This window comes from Campylobacter sp. CS_NA3, from assembly GCF_027797495.1.
Classification (GTDB): Bacteria; Campylobacterota; Campylobacteria; order Campylobacterales; family Campylobacteraceae; genus Campylobacter_B.
In genome coordinates, this window is record NZ_CP115609.1 from 724,977 (window position 1) to 745,110 (window position 20,134).

A 20,134-nucleotide genomic window follows, 5' to 3' on the forward strand; every position below is an offset into this window, starting at 1 on the left:
TATAATTTTTTTGATTTAAAATGAGAATTTAGCCCCTATTTTTGGGGCTAAATTTGAAAAAATTAGAATTCATTTTTGAATTCGCTTATCCATTTATCGGCTCTATTTTGCCACTCTTTATCGCCTTTAAAGTCGATTGTAAGACCTAAAAATTTGCCGTTTATAAATGCGCGTGAGTAGTTAAATTTATAACCTTCTGCACCCCAAAGACCGACCAAATTTGCTTTTTTTAGCACAGGCAAAAATGCTGCCAAGCCACTACAAAAATCATCAGGGTGTCTTTCTTGATTTCCAACACCTATAAGAGCGACTTTTTTGCCACCCAAATCAGTAGAATTTAGCAAATCAAGCTTGTCATCAAATTTAGCATGAATTTGACCATCGCCGTGTGTTGAAACTGCCAAAACAAGTGCATTTGCATTTGCTAAATCATCGCTTGTTAAATCTTTTGCCTCTTTTGCTTCAAAGCCAAGCTTGTTTGCGATATATTCGCCAACTACTTTTGTATCGCCACCTTTTGTAGCATAAACTAACAATTTTGCCATTAAATTTTCTCCTAAAAATAAAAAATATTTTGTAATTTTAGCTAAATAAGATAAATATTGTATTAAAAAAATAAAAAAAATTGAAAGCCCGAATTTACCGAGCTTTCAAAATAAATTTAAGCTTTTAAAGCTTCTTTTGCGTATTTAGTTCCCAAATCAAACGCCTTTTCATTTACCGCTTTTGTCTTTTCAGGAACAGTTGAAAGCATCTCTTCTTTTACGACATTGGCTTCCATACATTTTGTAAATTCAACGGCGATTGCAAGAGCTACAACGCTTTGAGTAATCACATTTCCGACTTCGTATTTTGCGATTGTGATGATTGGAATTTCGTAAATTTTAAATTTCTTACGATCTTCATCTGTCGGTTTTACCAAATTTGGCTCGATTACGACAATTCCGCCCTCTTTAACATCTGATTTATAAAGATTATAACCGCTTTGAGCAGTCGCAATCATAAAATCGATCTCGCCGTCATTTGCATAAGGATACAAAATTTCGTTGTCGTCTAAAATAATATCAACTTTTGTCGGACCGCCACGCACTTGTGAAGTATATGTCGAAGCTTTTACGCCGTAACCGCCTTTTGCGATTTTAGCGGCAGCTAAAATCTCTCCTGCTAGGATAACGCCTTGACCGCCAACGCCTACAAATCTTAACTGGTTCATTTTATCTCCTCAAAATTTATAGCTGTTTTGTTTTGTGCTGCTTCGATGACTTTTTGATACGCTTTTGTGTATTCGATATGCGAATCATCTTTATGCAACACGCCAAGCGGGAATAGCCCTTTGCGTTCTTCTTCACTCATAGCGTCAAATTTAACCTTCGAAACGGTTCGTTTATCGATCCAATCAAGCATTTTTGTAGCTTCGCCCATTTTATTTTTTCGACCTAAATTTATGTGGCAGTTTGAGAAAATGTCAAAAAAGCTATATCCGTCGTGTGAAAAACCTTCAACAAAAAGTTTTTCAAGCGCATTTGGATTTAAAACGCTTTGGCGACCTACAAATGTAGCTCCTGCGCCTATTGCAAGTTTTGCAGCGTCAAAATTTGGATCGACATTTCCGTATTGGGCCGTAACAGTCCAAAAGCCTTTTGGCGTAGTAGGACTTGTTTGCGAATTTGTAAGACCATAGATAAAGTTATTTACCAAAATATGATTTAGACCGATATTTCGTCTGCAACCATGAATCGTATGGTTTCCACCTATTGCTAGTCCGTCGCCGTCCCCAGTTACCACGATAACATGTTTTTCAGGATTTGCTAGTTTGATACCTGTTGCGTATGCAACGGCTCTTCCGTGCGTAGTATGAACGGTGTTACAATCAATATAGCTTGACATTCTACCGCTACAACCGATACCGCTAACAACGCAGACATCGTCCATATTCCAGCCCATTTTGTCAATCGCTCTAATGATACTTTTTAGGATAACGCCGTCGCCACAACCCCAACACCAAAGTGTCGGCATTTTATCAACTCTTAAATATTTATCGTAATTAAACGCCATTTTAAAACTCCTTAACTTTTTCGATAATCTCAGACGGGCTTAGCGGTCTGCCGTTTGCTTTAAGTAGAGTTTTGAAATCATCTCTTAAAGTTACTCTTTGAATTTCTTCTAAGTATTGACCTAAATTTAGCTCGGCAACCAAAATTTTCTTAAATTTTTTACCGATTTCTTTTAGCTTTTTCTCAGGGCTTGGCCACAAAGTAATAGGTCTAAATAGCCCTACTTTTACGCCTTCGCTTCTAAGTTTATCGATAGCAGCTTTTGCTGAACGGCTTACACTTCCATAAGCGATAATGCAAATTTCGGCATCATCAAGTTTGTATTCTTCGTAAAGCGCGATTTCATCAGCGTGAGCGTTGATTTTATTAAATAATCTTTTGATATTATAATCAACCATTTCTCCGTTTTCTGTCGGGAAGCCCGTATCGCCATGATGAAGACCAGTTACATGGTAGTGATAACCTTTGAAAAATTTATTTAAAACTGCCGGTTTATCGCTATTGGCTTTATAAGGTTTATAGTCTTTTGGATCTCCGTTAAATTCGGCTCTTTGCTCGATTTTTAAATCAGCGATTTCAGGGATATTAGCTTTACCTTGCATGTGTCCTAGCGTTTCATCAAGTAGCAAGAAAACAGGCGTCATAAATTTAGTCGCCAAATTAAAAGCTCTAACGGTTTCAGTGTAAGCTTCTTCTAATGATCCAGGACATAAAGCGATACTTTGGTAATCGCCGTGGCTTGGAGTTTTTGCTTGTAAAATATCGCCTTGTGCAACGCGAGTTGGAAGACCTGTTGATGGACCGCCACGCATAACATTTACGATAACAAGTGGAATTTCAGCGATAAACGCTAGACCAATTTGCTCTGATTTTAGTGAAATTCCAGGACCAGAACTAGCTGTCATAGCCTTTGCACCGCTCATAGCAGCTCCTAATGCAACCGAAATTCCTGAAATTTCATCTTCCATTTGGATAAATCTACCACCTGTGCGTGGTAATAATTTACTCATCTCGTGAGCAACTTCGCTTGACGGAGTAATCGGATAACCGCCGAAAAAATTACATCCGCACTCAACAGCAGCTTTTGCCGCTAAAATATTTCCTGTTGATATAACTTCTCTCATCGGTTATTCCTTTGGTTTCATAAAGTTATTTGCTTTGATTTTTTCAGCCAAAGCTTTGCTCTCAGGCGTTAATTTGCCGAATTTAAAGCCTTTTTCTGCTACATAAATAGCAAAATCAGGGCAGTGGTTCTCGCACTCTCTACAACCGATACAGGTGCTAGGGTCGATAACTTCGATCATCATGCCTTGGATAGCATTTTGATCTTCTCTCATAGCCAAAGTTCCGCTTGGGCAGTAGCTAACGCAAATGTTACAAGCTTTGCAACGCGCTTCATCAACCCATACGGCGACATTTTGTTCAATCATTTTGTCTCCTTATTTTGAGTTTTTATTTCAATATTTTTTATTTTCTCTTTAAAATATGCAAAATTTTGCGTAAAATTTTGCGAATAATTAAATTTTACAATCTCTTTTACGCCGAATTTTCCAAGTTTTACAAATCTTCCGCAAGGAACTTCACTTTCATCAATAACACTACAAATAAGCGTTTTGTTTTCTTCTGTGATAATTTGTTTTATTATTTTAACAATCCCACTAGCAGGGGCTAAAAACGCAGAAGTGCCTAGCAAATTTACGATTTTTGGACCACAATTTTTAGTATTTTGCGAGATTTCATCAAATTCTTTATCGCTAAATTCGACTTTTTTATTATCAATAAAAATTTCGTCTTTTAAAATTTCCATTTTATCGTTATGAAAGCCCACAACACTAGCTTTTATCTGTGAAATTTTTTCATTTTTCAAATTTGATATTTCACATTTAAGTCTAGCGCTATCGAGTTCCCCGGCCATACCGATAATACGATTTTTAGGAAATCCGCTTGATTTGTAAGCTGTATAAACCATAAAATCAAGCGGATTTGTAACTAAGATAATAACCGAATTTGGTGCGATTTTGGCGATTTTAGCAGAAATTTCAGCTACAATTTTTGCATTTATTTTTAGTAAATCTTCCCTGCTTTGCCCTGCTTTTCGTGTTTGCCCTGCCGTTATGACGACTATATCATAACCGCTTAAAATCGCATAATCGCTTCCGCCGATAACCTTTATATCTTTTTCAAAAACGGCACTAGCGTGTGATAAGTCAAGCGCCTTGCCAATTGCTAAATTTTCGATTATATCGACAAGTGCGATTTGTGAAATTTTATCACTAAATTCGGAGCAAATCAATCCGTATGCGACATTTGCACCGATATTACCTGCTCCGATAATGCCTATTTTCATCTTTTCTCCAAATTTCAAATCTTAGCCGATAATTTTATTTAGCGTAGCACTTGGTCGCATAACCGCGTTTGCTTTGTTTTCATCAAACATATAATAACCGCCCATATCCACAGCTTTGCCTTGAACGCCAAGCAACTCGTTCATAATCTTTTCTTCATTTGCTTTTAATTCGTTAGCTAAATTTTCAAAATCACCTTTAAATTTGGTTTTTGATAACTCATCGGCCCAATACATCGCCAAATAAAAATGGCTTGTTCTATTATCGGGTTCTCCTGCGTTTTTGCGTGGAGCTTTATCATTTTTAAGCCAAGTTGAAACAGCACTATCAAGGGTATCTGCAAATATTTTTATATCGCCTGAGTTTTTGATTTCAGCTAAATGCTCTAAGCTTACGGCAAGAGCTAAAAATTCGCCCAAACTATCCCAACGCAAGTGATTTTCTTTTGGAATTTGGATTGCGATTTTTGGCGCAGAACCACCAGCACCAGTTTCAAATAAACCGCCGCCGTTTAACAAAGGCACGATTGAGAGCATTTTTGCGCTAGTTCCAAGCTCTAAAATCGGATATAAATCTGTCAAATAATCTCTCAAAACATTTCCCGTTACGCTAATGCAGTCTTTTCCGCTTCTAATGATTGCGTTTGATTTGATAATCGCGTCATAAGGATCGCAAATTTCAATATCAAGCCCACTTAAATCATAATTTTTAAGTTCGCTCTCAACGATTTTTTTGATATTCATATCGTGAGCGCGGTTTTTGTCTAGCCAAAAAATAGCTTTCGCTCCTGTTGATTTCGCACGATTTACGGCTAATTTTATCCAGTTTTTAATAGGCTCATCTTTTGCCTGTGTCATTCTAAAAATATCGCCTTTTTCAAGTGCAAATTTAAAAATTTCATTGCCTTTTTCATCTTTAACGCAAATTTCGCCGTCTTCGCTCATAATAAAAGTTTTATCATGGCTTCCATATTCTTCGGCTTTTTGAGCCATAAGACCGACATTTGAAACCGTGCCTATCGCAGCAGGATTTAGCTCTCCGTTTTGTTTTAAATCATTTACCATTGCCTGATAAATCAAAGCATAAGAGCGATCAGGAATCACGGCTAGTGTGAATTTTGTTTCGCCGTTTTTATTCCAAAGTTTTCCGCTGTTTCTTATCATCGCAGGCATTGAAGCATCAATAATAACATCGCTTGGAACATGCAAATTTGTAATGCCGTTATCGCTATCGACCATTGAAATTTCCGGTCTTAAATTTAAAATTTCGTTGTATCTATCTAAAATTTTCTTTTTACACTCGCCACAAGGCAAATTTTCGATTCTTGCGAAAAAGTCTTTCATACCGTTGTTTTCATTTACGCCGACACTTGCAAGTTCTGTTTTAAACTCTTCAAAAATCTCTTTGAAAAATATTTTAACAAAATGTCCAAACATCACAGGATCGCTAACTTTCATCATCGTTGCTTTTAAATGAACAGAGTATAAAAGCCCTTTTTCTTTGGCATAATCAATGCTTTTAGCAATAAATTCATCAAGCTTTTTCGCACTCATAAATGTCGCATCGATGACTTCATTTTTCTTTACAGGTAGCGTTTTTAAGAGCTTTTTCTCTCCGTTTTTATTTGTAAATTCGACATTTAAGGTCGTAGCGTCAGCAAAAATATGCGATTTTTCATTTGCATAAAAATCGCCTTCGCTCATCGCTAAAACTTCCGTTTTGGTATCTTTATCCCACTTTCCGTTTCTGTGCGGATTTGCTTTTGCGTATTCTTTTACTGCTTTTGCGCTTCTTCTGTCTGAATTTCCCTCGCGTAAAACAGGATTTACAGCGCTTCCCAAAACTTTTTGATAACGAGCAAAAATATCTTTTTCTTTTTCATCTTTTGGCTCACTAGGATAGTTTGGAACCATAAAACCTTTGCTTCTTAGCTCATCGATACAAGCAACAAGCTGTGGCACGGAAGCCGAAATATTTGGCAATTTTATGATATTTGCGCTTTTTTCTTTTGTCATATCGCCTAAAATTTTCAAAAAATCAGGAATTTGTTGTTCAGGTTTTAAATAATCAGCAAAATTTGCTAAAACCCTACCAGCAAGTGAAATATCCATCATCTCAATATCAACATTTGCACTTTTTAAAAATCGTTTAATAATAGGAAATAGCGAGAAAGTCGCCATCGCAGGGGCTTCGTCCGTGTAGGTGTAAATAATGTCGCTCATAATTTCTCCTTTGCAACTAAAAATTTTTAAATTCTATCAATTTTTACATAAAACAACTATTTAATTAAAAATGATAATTTGAATTTAAGTAATATTTAAGTCTAAAATTATCCAAATTAAACAAATTCCAAAATCGCTTTTAAACTATCGTTATCATCATAAATTGCCACGATATGCGAATTTATGGCTTTTGCGTATTTGCAGATGATTTTTTCGCCAAATTTTATACTATTTTTATATGAAATTCTAATCTTTGAAAAATTCATATTTTTATAAATTTCATCAGGCAAAGCTTCATACGCAAAGTGCAAATAAAGCGTATTATGGACATGATTATTTATGTCTATGTCGCTTTTTCGGACATTTATAGCGGTTTTGGTATCAAAATTTTGTGGAATTTCTATTTTTTTAGCTTCGAATTTAGTATCAACGCTTTCAGGCTCATACATATCGATTAAAGATTTATCGATTTTGCAAATTTTTTGGCTTATCAAATCAAACAAAATCCACTTAGAACTACCTTTTATATAAACTTCATTTTGAGCACAAAGTTCATACTCTCTAATACTATAAAGTGGCGATTGTTGTGGTAAAATCCAAGTTTTAACTTCAAATTTAGCTTCTCCGTTTTTTGGATATTTTAAAATCTCAATATTCCACTCATTTAAAACCCAGCTTTTTCCGTTTTCTAGCATTTTTGAAATACTATTTCCAACCAAATCAGAGTGAATTCCGCCTGAATTTTCAAAAAATTCCAAAACTTTTTCAATTTTAATATTGCCGTTATTTTCAAAATCGTTAAATAGCGGAAAATAATCGTTTTTTACTATCATTTTGCCCTACTTTCTTGCTTTTGCTACATTTCTTTGGTGTTCAGCGATGGTTTTTGCAAAGTCATGTGCGCCTTTTTTTCGATCAAGCATAAAATATAGATAATCTGTCGTAGCAGGATTAAGTGCGGCTTTTATAGCGTCTTTTGAGACCGTGCAAACGGCACTTTTTGGTAATCCATCATGCAAATAAGTATTAAATTCGCTAGTGTCTGTGCGAATTCGCTCAGGCGTAACCCTAATATGCGAATACTCGCCGTAATTTAGCGTTCCATCCATTTGAAGTTTCATATTCTTAGCTAATCGATTTTCAATGACAGAGGCGACAATAGGCATCTCATCAGCATTTGCGGCTTCTTTTTGAATAACAGAAGCCTTGATTATCACGCTTTGCCAAGCAGTTATATTAAAATCTCCCAAAATTTCTTTGCTTAAATTTTCATGGAATTTAAGCGAAGAATTTACCAAATGTTTTATAATTCCTGCCTCATTTTCATCTTTTGAAATTTTATATGTTTCAGGCACTAAAAAACCCTCATAAAACGGAGCGACTGCGCTATATTCGCTTTGAAGTTTTTCAAAATCAAAATTATGATCTTTTGCTAAATTTTTCAAAAACACGATGGTTGTCTCGCCAGGAATCAGCGTAAAGCTTTGCATTAGTGGCTTAGCCTTTGTTAGCTCATATAAAAAATCGATTTTAGCTAAATTTGTGCCTGAAAGCTCAAAGCTTCCCGCCTTAGCATGTCCAAAACTAGCTAAAATTCTAGCATCAAATTTAGTAAAATATGGATATTTTTTTGAAAGTTCGGAAAGAATTTTGACTGCCGAGCCTTCTGGAATTTCGACTATTTTTTCGTTTGGAATTTTTGTCGTTAAATCAGATAAAAAAACGCCCACAACCACCAAAATAGCTTCAATCAAAAAACATAAAAATCTAAAAAATTTCATAAATAAATCCAAAGTTTAAATTTAAAAAACCGAAAAATTCGGACAATTTAGGCAAAATTATACACGAAAACGGCAAAAGTTTGAATAAATTTTAGAAAATTTTAGTTATCATACACAAAAGGTTTTTATTTATGAGTAGTATTTTTCGTTTTTTTTATAAATTTTTTATCGCATTAGCTCTTTTGTTTGTCGTGCTTGTTTTGCTTCTTAAACACGGCGTAGAGTTTGAAAATTTGCACTTTTCAGGTGCAAATTTGGATAAATTTTTTATAAAACTAGATGAAAATATTATCCTAAAAATCGAAAATTTAACAATTCCAAAATCGCAAAAACAAGATAAAAAAGAAGAAAAAAATCTTGCTCAAATTCAACAAAGCCTAGTAAATCAAAGTAAAAAAATCATAACGCTAGGCAAATTTTTTCAAGAAATCGATATAAAAAATATAAATCTTGGCGATCAAAATATTACGCTTTTTTATAAAAATGACACTTTTTATATAGACAATCGAGAATTGCGTGTAAATACCAAAATTACGGAGCTTGATGACGGCGAAGTAAAGTTTTTTTTAAACGATTTTGAACTTAAAAATTTTAACCTTTATTTAGGCGGCGAGCTAACCACTGACACAAAACATAACAAATACAAATTCGACGGTGTTTTTAGCTCTCACGAACTTGACGGAAAATTCGAATTTGATATAGTAGGCGATATGTTAAATTACGAAATTTACGATGTTCATGCATTAAGTTTAAAAAATTTTATGGACGAATTTGCCAAAATTACCGATTTGCACCCGGAAGTTAAAAGCTGGATTTACGGTAAAATCGTAGCACAAGAATACACAATAGAAAATTTGCGCGGAAAGCTCAATTTACGCTCGGGGGATTTTTTCCCAAATGATTTAACAGGAAGCGCATTTGCTAAAAATTTAAAAATAAAATTTGAAGAAAATATTGAACCGGCAGATGTCGATGAAGCGCATATTTCGTTAAATAACGGCGATTTGAGCTTTTATCTTAAAAACCCTTATTTTAAGGGCAAAAATATGTTCGGTAGCAGCGTTAGCATAAGGCGAATTTTTAGCGACAATCCAAGTTTATTGCTTGATTTACAAACAGACGGAGTTTTAGATACCGATTTGGTTGCGATTTTAGGGGCTTATGGTATAAATTTACCGCTTTATCAAACAAACGGAAAAACCGACGGCAGGGTTATTTTAGACATTGATTTGATAAATTTGGGCGTCAAAGTTGGCGGTTTTGTAAGGCTCGAAGATGCCGACATCATCATCTCCGACGCTCCATTTAAGAGCAAAAAAGCAAATTTAACGCTTGGCAAAGAAAAGATGATTTTAAAAGATTCAAATCTTAAAAGCAATATTTTTGATTTAAGTGGAGACGGAGAATTTGATTTAATAAACTTAAAAGCCGATTTTAACGCTATTATAAATAGTTTAAATATAAATTTCAGCGGTAAAAAAATATTAAATTTAAAAAACGCAAAAGATAGATTAAAGCTTGATTTTAAGAATATTCCAACTTTAAGTTCGCAGTTTTTAAATACAGATATTAAATTTGACAAAACCACAACCATAAGCGTTAAAAAATTTGAAAATTTGGTGCAGTTTTCGCCGTTTTTAAAAAATTTGGGTATCAAAGGCGGAGATTTGAAAATTTCAACAAAAGATTTTTCAAATTTCGATATTTTGGGAGAAAATTTAAGATTTGATTTTGGAATTTTACACAAAAACGGCAAAGCCTACAATAGCGACAATCTTAAACTAAAAATCACGCCAAATTCCGTAAGCGGGGAAAGTGAAAGTAAAATTCTCTCTTTTAAAATGGATAAAAATGAAAATTTGATAAATATTAATAACGCCGATTTTATCGTAAATTTTGGCGATAGCGGTGTTAAAATCGCCGAAAATTTAAGCGATAAAATAAATTTTAATGGACAAAATTCAAATTTAATCTTAAAAGATTTAAATAAAACGCTAAATTTTACTTCTTACAAAGGCGTATTAAACGGCACAGATACCGAGATTGATGCCAAATTTGAAAAAGGCGATATTAAACTTAAACTAAAAAAACATCTTTTTCAAGCACTAGCAAACGACATAGAAAGCAAAACGATAAATTCGCTACTTGGAAGCCAAAGTTTTGACGGCGGAGTATTTAGCCTAAAAGCAAGCGGAATCGATTCTAGCGAATTTAAAGGCGAAATCGAAGTTAAAAACACATTTTTGAAAGATTATGTTTTATATCAACAACTTTTGTCGTTTTTAAACTCGATCCCGTCGCTTTTAAGCTTTAAAACGCCGGATTTTAACGACAAGGGTTTTACCGTTAAAAATGGAAAAGCCTATTTTAGGCGAAGTGGTGAAAAAATCATCATCGAAGCTATGGATTTTGTAGGCACGAGTGCTGATATTGCAGGAAGCGGCGAGATAAATTTAAAAAACAAAAATATAAATATCGATTTAGAGATAAAATATCTAAAAGACGCAAGTTCGTTTATAAGCAAAATTCCTTTGCTGAACCACATTATTTTGGGCAAAGACGGCACGATTTCGACAATCGTCGAAATTCGCGGAACGCTTGATAAACCGACATACAAAACAGGCGTTGCAAAAGATCTAATCTCAACTCCGTTTAATATCATCAAAAATACGCTAACGCTGCCGTTTGTCATATTTGAAAGGGATAAAAAATGAAATTTGAACTTGATTACAAAGAGAGCTTTGAAAAATCGCTACTTTTTTGGCTTACTAGATTTGTTAAATTTAAACTTAGTTCGCTCTCAAATAAAGAGCTAAAAAACCATGAACTTTTTACAAAAACAAATATGGCGTTAAATTCGGAGCTAAAAAATATAGATGAACTTGAAATTCTAGCAAAACAGGCAAGAAATGCAGGATTAACCGGTATAAATACATATTTTAATCCATTAAAAAAGCTTTATAGCGTGCTTTGCGAATACAACCTAAAAAGCCTAAAAAATATTGACGAAGAACTTTTGAGCGAAATTTTAGCCAGTATCACAGGCGGACTAAGCGATGCGAGTAAAAAAAATTACCGCATAGCCATAATCAATTTTTTTGGATTTATCGATAGACAAAATGAATTTGACGGCGCTTCGCATAACTTTGGCATAACTTTGAAAAACTGGGGTGGCGTTGGCGGTGGTCGTGGCGTGAAACTACCTGAGTTTATGAGTGAAGATGAGATAAAAAGGTTTATCGAAGCTATCGACTTGGCTGATTTTGGCAAAAATACACATAGAAATCAGCTTATTATCAAAATTATCATTTATACGGGCATTAGAGTCGGAGAAGCGTTAAATTTAAAGAAAAAAGATATTAGCGAAGACGGCGATTTATACATTTTGCGAATTCGTGGCAAAGGAAACAAATACCGCACGGTTATGATAAAAAAATACCTAATAGACGAACATTTAAAGGCTTTGCCGATAAATTATAACAATAAAGACGGATATTTATTTATAAATCGAAACGGAGCGCCGATAACTCAGGCTTATGTCAGCAGAAGCGTTGAAGCTATTTTGATGAACGCAGGAATTCGCAAAGAAAAAAACGGCGCACACATGCTTCGCCACACCTTTGCGACAATGCTTTATAAAAAGCAAAAAGATTTGGTTTTGGTTCAAGAAGCTTTGGGTCATGCTAGTTTAAATACTTCGCGAATTTATACCCATTTTGATAGCCAAAAACTCCGCCTTGCTGCACAAATCGCAGAAGAATTTAACGAGTGAATTTTTGATTTTTCAAAACGGTTTTTGGGTAGATATTTAGCGTCAAATTTAGCTCGTCGATAACAGAGAGAATTTCTAAAAATTCATCTCTAAAATAATGAGCCTGTGCGATACTTGGTGCAAAAAAGAAACTAGGTTCAAAAAGATTTTTACTATTTTCTAAAAATAGATAAAATTTTCCGTTTTTAAACGCCGCACTTACAAAACCAAAATTTTCATTTGCGTTGATTTTGCAAAGTCTCTCCATAAAACTAAAACTTAACAAAAATCTAGTTTCCGTTTTGTCGGTCGTTTCAACATCAAAAATTTTGTTAAATTCTGTATCGTCGAGTTTATCAGAATTCATTTTATAACTATAAATTTCTTTGTTTTTAATTTTTAAATCATATTTAAAATCTTTGTAAAATTCACAAGAAAATATCGCACCATGTGTATTTTTATAACGAGAATATTCAGCAAATCTAAAATTTAAACCTTTATAATTTCCACTTATAAAATCGGATAAAGCATATTTGCCAATTCCCGTATTTTTTAATTCATCATAATCATATAAAAAACTTTCTTTTTCATATACGAAATTTTTATCAATATTTTTTATAGCTTCAATTACAAAATTTTCTTTAAAAAAATTTTCGTAGTCAATATTTTTATGAAAAATTCGCCCTAAATGAAACCAACCCACAAAATAAAAATATGGTAAAAAAAGCATTTGCAAAACTGGATTATCTACAAAAAATTTAACATAAGAAAACACAATGTAAGGCACACAGACACAAGTGCAAAACATCATAAAAATCTCTTTAAACACAAATATTCTAATTTTTTTTAATTCTTGTTTTGTTTTTTCAATAGAATTTAATAAGTCTTCATTTGGTAAAAAACTACTACTTGGATTAATCGGAAATACTAACTTGGTAAAAGTCAATTCTCGCACTCCAAAATCACCGCTGCGATGGCGAAATTTCCGTCGTGACTAATGCTAAGAGCTGAGTTTTTTATGCCGAATTTGGCTTTTAAATTTGGTGAGATTTCAAAAAACGGCGCACCTTTTGGCGTTTTTGCGATTTTTATATCCAAAAATCCGCACTCGCCACCAATGCCCGCGCCAAGAGCCTTTGAAAAGGCTTCTTTGGCGGCGAAAAATCCTGCCAAAGTTTCATCACTTTTTATCAAAGCGATTTCATCATCGCAAAAAACGCGACGCAAAAATTTTTCGCCGAATTTATCACGCAAAGCTGATATGCGTGAAATTTGAACTATATCTATGCCAACCATTTTTTATCTTTAATCTATTTTTTTTTGCAAATTTATTTTTTGATTTATTAATTACTGGCGATTGCCACGACGGCTACGCCGTCTCGCAATGACAGATTAAACAAAATTTGCTTTTTTTGTCATTGCGAGAGAGTGAAACGAACGAAGCAATCGCCAAACTCAAAATAATCAAAATGCAAATTTGCAAATTTAAATTCTGGCGATTGCTTCAAAACTACTACGCCGTTTCTTGCGATGACGATAAATTATAAACTCTCTTTAATCTCGATATTTACGATTTTATCGCCTTGTCTGATACTATCTAAAACAGCCAAACTCGCTTCATCAACGATTTGCCCAAACACGGTATGAACGCCGTCAAGGTGCGGTTGTGGGCTATGACAAACGAAAAATTGACTTCCGCCCGTGTCGCGTCCTGCGTGAGCCATACTAAGCGTTCCACGCAAATGTCTGTGTTTTTGTCCTACGCACTCGCATTTTATACGCCAACCAGGACCTCCGGTACCCGTGCCATACGGACAACCACCTTGTATCACAAAATTTGGGATAACTCTGTGAAAATTTAGCCCTTTGTAAAAGCCGTCGTTTGCCAAAGCGGCAAAATTCGTAACAGCCTGTGGCGCTTCATCGCCAAAAAGCTCTAAATTCATATCGCCTTTTTCGGTTTTGATAACGGCGAATTTAAATTTCGCTAACTCAGACTGATTTATTTCATAAATTTTCAAATCTTCTCTCATATTAAATCCTTATTCGATATTTGTATAAACTGCCTGAACATCGTCATCTTCTTCGAGTTTGTCAAGCAAAACTTCTATGTCGGCTAACTGCTCGTCGCTAAAAGATTGTTTATTATTTGGCACGAATTTTAACGCCCCGCTGATAAGCTCCAAGCCCATTTTTTCGATACCTTCGTTAAGTGTGCCAAAGCTCTCATACTCGCCATAAAGCGTGATAGTTTTTTCCGTCTCGCCCTTGTCGTTTTCAAATTCGTTTAGCTCGATTTCGCTTAACCCAAAATCGATCATTTCAAGCTCGATCTCGTCCATATCCAAATTTTCGCTAAATTTGACTTCAAAAACGCTCTTGCGTGAAAACATAAAGCTAAGGCTTCCGCTTGGCAAAAACTCGCCTTTTGCTTTGTTGAAAATCGATTTTATATTTGCAACCGTGCGTGTAGGGTTATCTGTAGCACACTCTACGATGACAAGTGCGCCGTGTGGGGCTTTGCCGTCGTAATGGATAGTTTTTATATCCACGCTGTCTTTACCACTTGCGCGTTTAATCGCTGCGTCGATATTGTCTTTTGGCATATTTTGCGCCCTAGCTGTGGCGATTGCGGTGCGAAGTTTTGGGTTCATATCAGGGTCGCTACCGCCTTCTTTGGCTGCCATTGTGATTGCCTTGCCGAGTTTTGGAAAAAGTTTGCTCATCTTTCCCCATCTAGCTTCTTTTGAAGCTCGTCTATACTCAAACGCTCTTCCCATGAAAATCCTTGTAAATTTAAAATTTAAAACTTGTGATTGTAGCAAAATTTGGCTTAAAAATTTTGATATTTCTTTATAATATCAACTATCTCGCTTTTTTCAAACTGCTCTTTAAAAATCACAGAACTTCCAAATTTCTCAAACAAAGCCTTTGCGTGGGTGATTTTCATCTTTTCGCCACTCATTAAATCTTTTTCATCTTTATTTTTCGTTTCTACGATTAAATTTAAAATTTTGCCATTTTTAAATTTAACAATATACGCAAAATCAGGCGAATATGTTTCGCCACCTGCGACTGCGATTTTTATAGAACGGCGTGGAATTTTGGTAAAAACTATAACTTCATCGATTGAACTTTGTATATTTTGCTTTTCTAACTCGCTATCATAATAAAGCTCATCAAACAAATAGCTCTCCGCCACGCTCTCGTCGCTACTATCGTCGCCTAAATTTGCACTATCTATCTCGCTTAAAGGATTTCCCTTTTTATCGGTAAATTTCGTCGGGTGAATATCACAATCAAGCTTCAAATAATCCACAAAAAATTGCGTTTTATTTAATTTTTCGCTTCCGATCGTCGTCTTAAATACAGCGTTTGCAAGTAAAAATTTTTTAAATTCTTTTTTTATAATATCGATATTTTGCATACTAAAATATCTGCTTATATCAAATTCTCTTATCTTTTGCAATGCTTCGTGTAAAGTCATATAATGCACAAAAATTTTATCTCCCAAATTTTTTACAAATTCCACATAGCTCATCGTTGAAACACTTATGATTTCTTGCTTTACGCTTCCTTTATTGATGATAGTCGCTTTATCTTTGCTAGTATCTATTTTGTAGTGTTTGACTTCAATCCCGCTTTCTTTTAAAATTCCGGGCAAACCGGCGCAAAATTCGCCAAAAATTTCGCCAAATTTTTGCTCGTCTGCGACCTTATAAGAAAAAATCATTTTTTGATTTATATTTTCCCAAAGCTGTCTAAGCTCGGCGTATTTATCCACACGCATTTTAGTTTTTTTCTTTTCTTTTTGGCTATTTGCATTGCGAATTTTATTTTTTAAGCCACTACTTGCAAAGGCTTTCCCATAAATTTCTTTTATCTTTTCAAAACCGCCGTCTTTATACTCTCGGTTCATTTTCGTTATGCCACTTGCATATAAATTTTCAAGCAAACTTTCGTCATCAATCTCATAAATTTCGCAAATTCTTTTTATCATTTCATCATCTAACCTTATGGAATTCTCCACTACGCCACTAGCTTCGCCGATTTCGCCTACAAGTCTTTGTGCGAAATCTCTTTCGCTCATATCGACGACATAATGCAAAAAGAAATTATCATTTTTTATGCGTTGCATATATTCATTTACTGGAAGTCTTAACCCACGCCCCACTTCTTGTAATCTACTTGTATCGCTTCCGCTTGTGCGAAGTTTGCAAATCGTAAAAACATTTGGATTATCCCAACCTTCTTTAAGCGTCCATTTCGAAAAGATAAATCTGCGAGTATTATTTAAACTAAGCAAACTCTCTTTATCATGCAAAATTTCACCGATTTCTTGCTCTATTTTTTCATCGTTTGCACTATTATCTTGCGAAAAATACCCACCGTGTGTATCGCTTAAATTTGCCAAAGATTTTTGCAAATACTCTTTGTAAAATCCGTCTGCCGTTTTTAACTCATCTAAAATTTTCGCCTTTAAAATCGCTTCAAATTCGTTTTTTAGATAAGCTTCGCTTTCATTTTCATTGCGATAACTTTTAATATCATCGATAAAAAACAAACTCAACGGCTTGATTTTAATATCTCTATTTAAAAAATCTTTTTCAAGCCTAAAATGCTCGTCAATCGCCGTTATTAGCATACTTTTGCTTAGTGGTTTGCAGTAGCGATATGGATTTATTTTTTCATTTTTTCTTAGCTCGTTTCCGTTGCTTAAAACCACAACGCTTTTATTTAAATTTGCTATAAAAATTCCGTCTAAATTCTCATCTATCAAGCTTAGCTCATCGCCTTTTTCTAGGCTAAATTTGCTTTTCTTGCCGTTTTGAGTTTTTTCAAATTCTGCTATTTTGCCGTCTAATTCCGTGAGTTTTATAAAAATTTCATCATCTTTTAGGCTAAAATCGCTTATATGAACCTCAACTCCCTTTACTAAATTTTGCTTAAATGCGTCCATTGCGTTTAAGGTATAGACCAAATTTTCAAATTTGTCGTTAAAAGTCGCTCCAAAACGAAATCTAAATTGAGCGTTAAATTTTTCTATATTTCCCCAAGTTACGCCTTTTGTATCAAATTTATGCGGTTCATCGACTATTAAAAAAGGATTACAGGCACTTAGTGCCGAAAACGGCGTCGAAAACTCATCAAAAAGCGTCCTATCAAATTCGTTTTTCATTGTAGGCGAGTTTATCATACCTGCATTTATGATTAAAACATGTATTTGTTCATCATCAGCTTCAACAAAGCTTTTTACGCTTTGTGGGAAATCTGCTTTTTTCTTTTTCTTAGTAGCATTTACGCTTCTAACTTCATAAATTTGTAAATTTTTCTCATACTCATCTCTAAAATGCTCTTTTGTGCTACTACTGCCTAAAAACGCTACGCTTCCGGCTTTTATAGCCACACTTGGCACTGCTATGATAAATTTTTTGACGCCTAGTTTTTTATTTAATTCAAACATTAGCTTTGTGTAAGTATATGTCTTGCCTGTGCCTGTCTCCATAGCTATGTCGATGATATTTGAATTTTTAGCCAAACCTACATTTCTTATAATCGGATTTTTCGCCTTTTCGCTTGGAAATTCAATATCTGCGTTTTTAAATACAGATAAAACACTGCTAATAGCATTTATTTGGTGAGTTAGATTATTTTCATATACAAAGCCCATTTTAATACCTACTTAAAACTGAAATTTTTAACTCTTTTTTGTTGGCGAAATTTTTTATACTCTCGCAAACTTCTCTTTGCATTGCACTGCTAAAATTTACGCCATATAGCACGATTTTAGTAGGGTTAAACTCTTTTTGATTATCTATCATTTCAAGCAAAATTTTTAAATTTTCGCTTTCAAAATTTGAATTTATTAGATAAATTTTTTCGCCAAATTTATACGCTTCATAACTAGCCAAATTTACAACTTCGCATTTTTGCGTTAGCTCTATGCCATCGTGCAGCCTAAATGCGTTTAAAACAGCGTTTAAATCGTCTTTGTCTTTTAGCTCATTTAAATTTTCAAAAAGCGAAATTTCATCGTCAAGCTTATCATTTGGCAAAGCTCGTTTGTTTTCGCAAATTTCATAAATCTTAAAGCCTAAATCAAGTTCGCTATTTAATAAATTTACGCTCTCATCTTTTATCTTTTTTCCTGCTCTTATAATTCTTTCTTTGGTAATGTCAAAAATGCTAGGATTTTCGCTTCCTAACTCATTTTTACAAAAATCATAAGCCGTTTTGTTCTTTTTCTCATCGATTTTTTCATCAAGTTGAACTAAGATAAATTTACGATTTCCGCCGTCTGTCGCATTTAAATCCATTACTGCATGAGCCGTCGTGCCACTACCTGCGAAAAAGTCTAGGATAATGTCGTTGTTATTTGGGTTTGTAGAAAGATTTATTAAATATTTTAATAAATTAGTAGATTTGGGGTAATCAAATAATCCTTGTTGTCCTAAAATTTCGGCTAATTCTTTTGTTCCTTTCGAATTTAAAAATTCGTCCAACCAAGTTTTGTATGCTTGATAGTTTTTTAAATCGCTACACTCATGTAAATATCTCTTATCAAACAATTTTCCGTCTTTAATAACTAATCTTTGCCAATCTTTATTAAATTTGTCTTTACTCCATAACCAACGCCCATCTTTACCAGATACTTTATGTGGCAAAATAGTTTCTATTGTATTTTCATCTTTTCTCAAAGATAATTTTCCGTCTTTTTGCTTATAAATTTCATAATACAAATTTGGTCTAGCTTCTCTTGTTCCAGCCGCACCAGAATTTTGCAAAGATACTAAATAATATTTTCCATTTTCATCGCTATATGGAAATTCTTTCTCGCCAGTTTCTTGTTTTGTAAAATTTACAGTTGCTTTATTTTTTCCATAAACTAAAATATAATCGTGTATTTTTTGAAGTTCAGAATTATTGCTTACACGAATAATATGACTTGTTTTTCTGGGAATATTAGCTACAAAATTCTCTTCCCCAAAAACTTCATCACAAAGTAGTTTTAAAACGGATTGTTCGTTGTCGTCGATTGAGATAAATATCACGCCGTCGTCTTTAAGCAAATTTCGCGCTAGTTTTAGGCGTGGATACATAAAAACGCACCACGCCGAGTGTGAGCTTTGCTCTTTGCTTAAAAATTTAAATAGCCTTTCGCTCTCATCTTTATCCAAATTTGCGATTTTTGCGATTTGTTCAGGTGTGTATTTTCGCTCGTCATTATAGACGAAATCGCCACTGCCTGTGTTATACGGCGGGTCGATATAAATCATTTTTATTCGGTTTTCATAGGCTTTTTGCAAGTGGCGTAAAACTTCTAAATTATCGCCTTTTATAAGCAAATTTTGTGAATTTTGATTTTGTTCGTTGTGAGTTTCGTCGGCTTTAAGCCACGAATTTGCGTTTTGATTAGCCAAAAATCTAGCGTAAGATTTGCCTAGAAAATTTAATCCAAAACTCTCTTTTGAAAATTCTAAATTTTGGTTATTTTCTGTATTTAGAAATCCCCCCCCCCAACGATTTTTTCAAATTTGTCAATCATAAATTTGCCGTCTTTATCAAAACACTCGGCAAAATGGGCTTTTAAAATCTGAATTTCTTTTGAATTTGCACGCACGCTTGAATTATCAAAAATCTTTTCAACCATAAAATTTCCTTTAAACAAAATAAAGTTTGAATTTTAGCATAAATTTACGCATTTCAAAAATATTTAACTTTTTGATATACAATTTCAAAAAATTTTTTAAAGGACAAAAAAATGAAATTCAAAGTAAATAACATAAACTGCGAAAATTGCGCTAGAAGTATAAAAAACGGCTTAGAAGAAGACTACGGCGGAATCGTCGTTAGCGTAGCAGATAAAACCGTCGAAGTAAATTTAAACGAAGAAAACGCAGAATCTTTTAAAAACGATTTAAGCGATCTAGGCTTTGAAGTGGTCGCAAAAATCGACTAAATTTAGCAAATTTTTCAAATT

Annotated in this window: 19 protein-coding genes; 3 read left to right on the top strand and 16 right to left on the bottom strand. The window is 34.1% G+C overall.

The genetic code is table 11. From position 1 onward, the window contains the following. Positions 1 to 62: 62 nt before the first annotated feature. The 9 genes from PF026_RS03630 to mltG all read right to left on the bottom strand — a co-directional run bounded on the left by PF026_RS03630 (position 63) and on the right by mltG (position 8,402). Positions 63 to 545: a flavodoxin domain-containing protein gene (locus PF026_RS03630; RefSeq protein ID WP_270863803.1), complete on the bottom strand. Its 483-nt coding sequence runs from the start codon at positions 543 to 545 to the stop codon at positions 63 to 65. Positions 546 to 661: 116 nt separating this feature from the next. Then, complete coding sequence (locus tag PF026_RS03635) at positions 662 to 1,213, bottom strand: 2-oxoacid:acceptor oxidoreductase family protein (RefSeq protein WP_270861306.1); 552 nt, start codon at positions 1,211 to 1,213, stop codon at positions 662 to 664. Further along, the gene (locus PF026_RS03640; protein ID WP_270863804.1) at positions 1,210 to 2,055 is read right to left on the bottom strand and encodes a 2-oxoglutarate ferredoxin oxidoreductase subunit beta; all 846 of its coding nucleotides are present in this window, start codon (positions 2,053 to 2,055) and stop codon (positions 1,210 to 1,212) included. Before PF026_RS03640 ends, PF026_RS03635 begins: the two co-directional genes overlap by 4 nt. A gap of 1 nt (position 2,056) precedes the next feature. After that, positions 2,057 to 3,178: a 2-oxoglutarate synthase subunit alpha gene (locus PF026_RS03645; RefSeq protein WP_270863805.1), complete on the bottom strand. Its 1,122-nt coding sequence runs from the start codon at positions 3,176 to 3,178 to the stop codon at positions 2,057 to 2,059. Positions 3,179 to 3,181: 3 nt separating this feature from the next. Continuing rightward, a complete protein-coding gene (locus PF026_RS03650; RefSeq protein ID WP_270861303.1) occupies positions 3,182 to 3,484 on the bottom strand; it encodes a 4Fe-4S binding protein in 303 nt (100 codons plus the stop codon). Continuing rightward, complete coding sequence (locus tag PF026_RS03655; RefSeq protein ID WP_270863806.1) at positions 3,481 to 4,419, bottom strand: lactate/malate family dehydrogenase; 939 nt, start codon at positions 4,417 to 4,419, stop codon at positions 3,481 to 3,483. Before PF026_RS03655 ends, PF026_RS03650 begins: the two co-directional genes overlap by 4 nt. A 3-nt stretch (positions 4,420 to 4,422) precedes the next feature. Continuing rightward, on the bottom strand, positions 4,423 to 6,621 hold the full coding sequence (locus PF026_RS03660) for an NADP-dependent isocitrate dehydrogenase (protein ID WP_270863807.1): 2,199 nt from the start codon (positions 6,619 to 6,621) through the stop codon (positions 4,423 to 4,425). Positions 6,622 to 6,737: 116 nt separating this feature from the next. After that, positions 6,738 to 7,454 carry an acyl-[acyl-carrier-protein] thioesterase gene (locus PF026_RS03665; RefSeq protein ID WP_270863808.1) on the bottom strand — a complete coding sequence of 239 codons (717 nt, stop codon included), beginning with the start codon at positions 7,452 to 7,454 and terminating at the stop codon, positions 6,738 to 6,740. A gap of 6 nt (positions 7,455 to 7,460) precedes the next feature. Beyond that, complete coding sequence (mltG, locus tag PF026_RS03670) at positions 7,461 to 8,402, bottom strand: endolytic transglycosylase MltG (RefSeq protein WP_270863809.1); 942 nt, start codon at positions 8,400 to 8,402, stop codon at positions 7,461 to 7,463. Between the two features lie 131 nt (positions 8,403 to 8,533). Here mltG and PF026_RS03675 point away from each other — a divergent pair, with 131 nt between their 5' ends. Both PF026_RS03675 and PF026_RS03680 read left to right on the top strand, forming a co-directional pair. Continuing rightward, entirely contained in the window at positions 8,534 to 11,116 is a 2,583-nt protein-coding gene (locus PF026_RS03675; protein ID WP_270863810.1) for a YhdP family protein, read from the top strand. Next, positions 11,113 to 12,174 carry a tyrosine-type recombinase/integrase gene (locus PF026_RS03680; protein ID WP_270863811.1) on the top strand — a complete coding sequence of 354 codons (1,062 nt, stop codon included), beginning with the start codon at positions 11,113 to 11,115 and terminating at the stop codon, positions 12,172 to 12,174. The genes PF026_RS03675 and PF026_RS03680 overlap by 4 nt, the downstream gene beginning before the upstream one ends. Here the strand turns inward: PF026_RS03680 and PF026_RS03685 are convergent. The 7 genes from PF026_RS03685 to PF026_RS03715 all read right to left on the bottom strand — a co-directional run bounded on the left by PF026_RS03685 (position 12,164) and on the right by PF026_RS03715 (position 19,804). Then, entirely contained in the window at positions 12,164 to 12,964 is an 801-nt protein-coding gene (locus PF026_RS03685) for a DUF3137 domain-containing protein (RefSeq protein ID WP_270863812.1), read from the bottom strand. The genes PF026_RS03680 and PF026_RS03685 overlap by 11 nt on opposite strands. A 131-nt stretch (positions 12,965 to 13,095) precedes the next feature. Beyond that, positions 13,096 to 13,449 (bottom strand): holo-ACP synthase, encoded by a 354-nt coding sequence (gene acpS, locus PF026_RS03690; protein WP_270863813.1) that lies wholly within the window; start codon positions 13,447 to 13,449, stop codon positions 13,096 to 13,098. 245 nt (positions 13,450 to 13,694) lie between these two features. Continuing rightward, complete coding sequence (locus tag PF026_RS03695; protein ID WP_270863814.1) at positions 13,695 to 14,186, bottom strand: peptidylprolyl isomerase; 492 nt, start codon at positions 14,184 to 14,186, stop codon at positions 13,695 to 13,697. A 9-nt stretch (positions 14,187 to 14,195) separates the two neighbouring features. Further along, positions 14,196 to 14,933, bottom strand: a complete 738-nt coding sequence (locus PF026_RS03700; protein WP_270861293.1) for a YebC/PmpR family DNA-binding transcriptional regulator — start codon at positions 14,931 to 14,933, stop codon at positions 14,196 to 14,198. 53 nt (positions 14,934 to 14,986) lie between these two features. Further along, complete coding sequence (locus PF026_RS03705) at positions 14,987 to 17,824, bottom strand: type III restriction-modification system endonuclease (protein ID WP_270863815.1); 2,838 nt, start codon at positions 17,822 to 17,824, stop codon at positions 14,987 to 14,989. A 1-nt stretch (position 17,825) separates the two neighbouring features. Further along, complete coding sequence (locus tag PF026_RS03710) at positions 17,826 to 19,574, bottom strand: site-specific DNA-methyltransferase (protein WP_270870447.1); 1,749 nt, start codon at positions 19,572 to 19,574, stop codon at positions 17,826 to 17,828. An 80-nt stretch (positions 19,575 to 19,654) separates the two neighbouring features. Then, positions 19,655 to 19,804: a hypothetical protein gene (locus PF026_RS03715; protein WP_270870446.1), complete on the bottom strand. Its 150-nt coding sequence runs from the start codon at positions 19,802 to 19,804 to the stop codon at positions 19,655 to 19,657. A gap of 111 nt (positions 19,805 to 19,915) precedes the next feature. Between PF026_RS03715 and PF026_RS03720 the strand changes: the two genes are divergently transcribed. Then, positions 19,916 to 20,113: a heavy-metal-associated domain-containing protein gene (locus PF026_RS03720; RefSeq protein ID WP_270863818.1), complete on the top strand. Its 198-nt coding sequence runs from the start codon at positions 19,916 to 19,918 to the stop codon at positions 20,111 to 20,113. The last annotated feature ends 21 nt before the right edge of the window (positions 20,114 to 20,134 follow it).

Excerpts from the sequence above, each read along its gene's own strand:
- PF026_RS03635 (WP_270861306.1), bottom strand. The coding sequence starts at position 1,213 with ATGAACCAGTTAAGATTTGTAGGCGTTGGCGGTCAAGGCGTTATCCTA.
- PF026_RS03695 (WP_270863814.1), bottom strand. The coding sequence starts at position 14,186 with ATGAGAGAAGATTTGAAAATTTATGAAATAAATCAGTCTGAGTTAGCG.
- PF026_RS03680 (WP_270863811.1), top strand. The coding sequence starts at position 11,113 with ATGAAATTTGAACTTGATTACAAAGAGAGCTTTGAAAAATCGCTACTT.
- PF026_RS03660 (WP_270863807.1), bottom strand. The coding sequence starts at position 6,621 with ATGAGCGACATTATTTACACCTACACGGACGAAGCCCCTGCGATGGCG.
- PF026_RS03700 (WP_270861293.1), bottom strand. The coding sequence starts at position 14,933 with ATGGGAAGAGCGTTTGAGTATAGACGAGCTTCAAAAGAAGCTAGATGG.
- mltG (WP_270863809.1), bottom strand. The coding sequence starts at position 8,402 with ATGAAATTTTTTAGATTTTTATGTTTTTTGATTGAAGCTATTTTGGTG.
- PF026_RS03675 (WP_270863810.1), top strand. The coding sequence starts at position 8,534 with ATGAGTAGTATTTTTCGTTTTTTTTATAAATTTTTTATCGCATTAGCT.
- PF026_RS03630 (WP_270863803.1), bottom strand. The coding sequence starts at position 545 with ATGGCAAAATTGTTAGTTTATGCTACAAAAGGTGGCGATACAAAAGTA.
- PF026_RS03665 (WP_270863808.1), bottom strand. The coding sequence starts at position 7,454 with ATGATAGTAAAAAACGATTATTTTCCGCTATTTAACGATTTTGAAAAT.
- PF026_RS03715 (WP_270870446.1), bottom strand. The coding sequence starts at position 19,804 with ATGGTTGAAAAGATTTTTGATAATTCAAGCGTGCGTGCAAATTCAAAA.
- PF026_RS03645 (WP_270863805.1), bottom strand. The coding sequence starts at position 3,178 with ATGAGAGAAGTTATATCAACAGGAAATATTTTAGCGGCAAAAGCTGCT.
- PF026_RS03640 (WP_270863804.1), bottom strand. The coding sequence starts at position 2,055 with ATGGCGTTTAATTACGATAAATATTTAAGAGTTGATAAAATGCCGACA.
- PF026_RS03705 (WP_270863815.1), bottom strand. The coding sequence starts at position 17,824 with ATGGGCTTTGTATATGAAAATAATCTAACTCACCAAATAAATGCTATT.
- acpS (WP_270863813.1), bottom strand. The coding sequence starts at position 13,449 with ATGGTTGGCATAGATATAGTTCAAATTTCACGCATATCAGCTTTGCGT.
- PF026_RS03650 (WP_270861303.1), bottom strand. The coding sequence starts at position 3,484 with ATGATTGAACAAAATGTCGCCGTATGGGTTGATGAAGCGCGTTGCAAA.
- PF026_RS03685 (WP_270863812.1), bottom strand. The coding sequence starts at position 12,964 with ATGATGTTTTGCACTTGTGTCTGTGTGCCTTACATTGTGTTTTCTTAT.
- PF026_RS03720 (WP_270863818.1), top strand. The coding sequence starts at position 19,916 with ATGAAATTCAAAGTAAATAACATAAACTGCGAAAATTGCGCTAGAAGT.